The organism is Arthrobacter sp. 2YAF22_2 (assembly GCF_052114645.1).
Lineage (GTDB): Bacteria > Actinomycetota > Actinomycetes > Actinomycetales > Micrococcaceae > Arthrobacter.
This window is the reverse complement of record NZ_JBFRFD010000457.1, coordinates 1-2,984: the sequence shown is the minus strand read 5'-3', so window position 1 is coordinate 2,984 and position 2,984 is coordinate 1. Positions and strand designations below refer to the sequence as shown.

The following is a 2,984-nucleotide window of genomic DNA, read 5'->3' as shown; positions in this document are numbered from 1 at the left end:
GGTGTGGTACTCGTCCGGGCCCATGACGCCGCGCAGATGGAACCGGTCGGCGGCGGCGTCGTAATCCGCCATCGAGGCGAACAGGCGGGCGACGTCGACAATGAGTTCCGCGCCGTGTTGGGTCAGCCAGCCGCGGTCCTGGGTGGCTTCGAAGTACTGCCACGCGTTGAAGGCGACGGCCAGTCCCACGTGGCGCTGCAGGTGCGAGTGGTCCGGTATCCAGTGCCCGGACAGCTTGTTGTAGAGCAGCTTGGGTGTTTGTTCGGTGCCGTCGCTGCCGCTTTGCCAGGGGAACAGGGCGCCGCGCAGTCCGGCCGCCCGCGCGGCATCACGGGCCGGCCCGAGCCGCCGCCAGCGGTAGTCGATCAGTTCCCGGGCGAGTGCGGGCAGCCTGGAGTTCAGCACGGGGAGGACGAACAGCTCGTCCCAGAAGACGTGCCCGCGGTAACCCTCCCCGTGCAGTCCGCGCGCCGGGACGCCCGCGTCGAGCTCGGCGGTGTGCACCGTGAGGGTCTGCAGCAGGTGGAAGACGTGCAGATTCAGGATCAGCTGGGCTTGTGAGGGGGCGTCGGACTCGATGATGAACGGTGCCAGCAGCAGCGACCAGGCGTTTTGGTGCTCGGCGAGCAGCGCCGCGAAGCCGCCCGAGCGCGCCAGCACGGCCTCCGCGCCGGTCAGCGGCGAGGAGATCGCGTGGTCCCGGGAGCTGGCCACCGCCACCGTCTTGGTAACGGTCACCGCGGCCCCGTCCCCGGCCGGCAGCTCGAGGCGGTGCGCGTACAAGCCATCCAGCTGCTCAAAGCTGGAATTGGCCGGTCCGGATACCTCCGTCCGCAGGGCCAGGGCGATGCCGATCCGGCTCTGGCTGGTCTGCGCCTGCACGCGCAGTCCGACGGCGCCCCCACCTGTATCGCTGTCCGTCACCTCCACCGCCGCCAGGTGCCGTTTGGACAGCTGCGCGTCCGCCGGGACGTTGGAGTTGGTCACGGCCGTGTCGCAGCCGCTGCGGACACTGATGCTGCCGCTCCAGCCGTCTGCGGTGAGCACGGTCTCCAAGGCGGCGAGGTGTGGTTCGGCCATCGACACGACGCGGCGCTGCACCAGCCGCAGTCGCCGCCCGACGTCGTCCTCCAGGAGCGCTTCCCGGGTGAGCAGGGCGCGTTTGAGGTCCAGGGTGCGGCGCTCCCGGCGGAGCAGCAGGCCTCCTTCGGACCACCAGGCGCCATCCTCGATCCGCACGTCCAGGTGCAGCCAGTCCGGCATGTTCACCATGTGCTCGTCCACTGTCCGCTGGCCCTGCACGACGCTGGCCAGCCGGTTGTAGACCCCCGCCAGGTAGCTTCCGGGGTAGTGGATTGCGCCGCCGCGGTGTTCAGGGGCCGCGCCCCGGGTCGCCATGTAGCCGTTGCCGAGGGTGGTCAGGGCCTCCCGGTGCCCCTCGTGCGCCGGGTCGAAGCCTTCATAGACCAGGAGCCAGGGGTCCGTGATGACCAGGCCGATGTCCAGCTCGCTGACGTCTTCCACAACGATGTCGGCGCCGGCGGCCTCCAGTTCGGCCCGCCGGCCGGTCCGGTCGATGCCCACCACCAGCCCGAAGCCGCCGCGGCGCCCCGCTTCCACCCCGGCGACGTCCGCCTCGATGACCATGGCCCGCCGGGGCGGGATGTCCAGCCGGTGCACCGCGGCCAGCGCCGGGGATGGCGTGCCGGCGTCTCCGCCCCGGTGCGCCGGCTTCCCGCCGGCACCCTGGTCGAAGTATCCGTCCAGGCCGACGGCGGCGAGGAGCTCTCCCGCGTTCGGATCGGACGTGGCGAGCAGCACCGGGATCCGGCCGGCCCTGAGCCGTTCGAGCAGTGCCACGGTGCTTTGGAAGGCCCTCGGCGGCTGGTCCCGCAACAGCTGCCCGAAGAGTTCGTCCTGGCGTTTCCCGAGTCCRAACGCCGTCCAGTCGCCCGGTCCGTCCGCGGGCAAACCCGCCGGGAGCGGAACCCCGCGCGAGGCCAGGAAGGCCGAAACGCCGTCGGCGGGCGCCCGGCCCTCGATGAAGGCCGTGTACTCGGCGTCCGCCAGCGGATCCCGGCGGGCACGTGGCGGCAGCCGCCGGTCCTGGAAGACTTCGTCGGCCAGGTGCTGCCAGGCGGCGGCCCGGAGGTCAGCGGTGTCGAGTAGCACCCCGTCCAGTTCGAACACCACCGCGTCGACGGGCGCCAGCGCGGCGGCAACTGTGGGTGACTCCGTCATGGGTTATTCGTACCAGCCCCCGGAGCCCGGCAACAGTGGCGGGTGAGCGGGATGCGGGCCATCAGCCRAGSAGCGCGTCGAGGGTSGYGAASSCGTAKCCRGCCTGGCGGATCCGGTYGATGAGYTGCGGCAGSGCGTCGGCGTCCAGGGTGCTGCCGTCGTCCGGGTTGGAGCCAACGTGCATCAGGATGATCTCCCCCGGTTGCAGTCCACTCAGCGCGCGGTCGGCGACGATCTGGGCCGTGATGCCGCCGCTGGTGCCCTTCCAGCCCAGGGTGTCCACCGTCCAGCGCACCGGGACGTAGCCCAGGGCATTCACGGCGGCGATGGTGCGCGCATCCCGCTCGCCGAAGGGAAAGCGGAACAGCGGGCGGGAATCCGCACCGGCGGCGGTAATTGCGGCCTGCGCCCCGGCCAACTGCTGGGCGATTTGGGCGTCGGAGAGGGTGCTGAACCCGGGATGCGTCATGGAGTGGTTGCCAACCCGGTGACCGGCAGCGRCTATCGCGGCGACCCCCGCGGGGTTGGCACCGGCCCAGGTGCCGGTGAGGAAGAACGTCGCCCGCACTCCGGCCGTTCCGAGGGTCTGCAGGATGCTGGGCAGGCCGGCCGAGTTGGCGCCGGCGTCGAAAGTCAGGGCAACCGTGCGACCGGCGTTCGGGATCACCTCGACGTCGGCTCCGCGGAGCGCCGCCGGGAACGGGTCCGCCGGCGGCGCAGAGGGCAGCGGTGGAGCGTTCCGC

At 71.6% G+C, this 2,984-nt stretch carries 2 protein-coding genes; both read right to left on the bottom strand.

Annotated elements, in window-relative coordinates; genetic code table 11:
• A partial coding sequence (locus AB4Y86_RS15790) for an HAD family hydrolase (RefSeq protein WP_441403134.1) occupies positions 1-2,241 on the bottom strand: 2,241 nt, incomplete at its 3' end.
• 61 nt (positions 2,242-2,302) lie between these two features.
• Positions 2,303-2,984, bottom strand: a 682-nt coding sequence (locus AB4Y86_RS15785) for a polysaccharide deacetylase family protein (RefSeq protein ID WP_441403133.1), incomplete at its 5' end; no start/stop codon positions are given.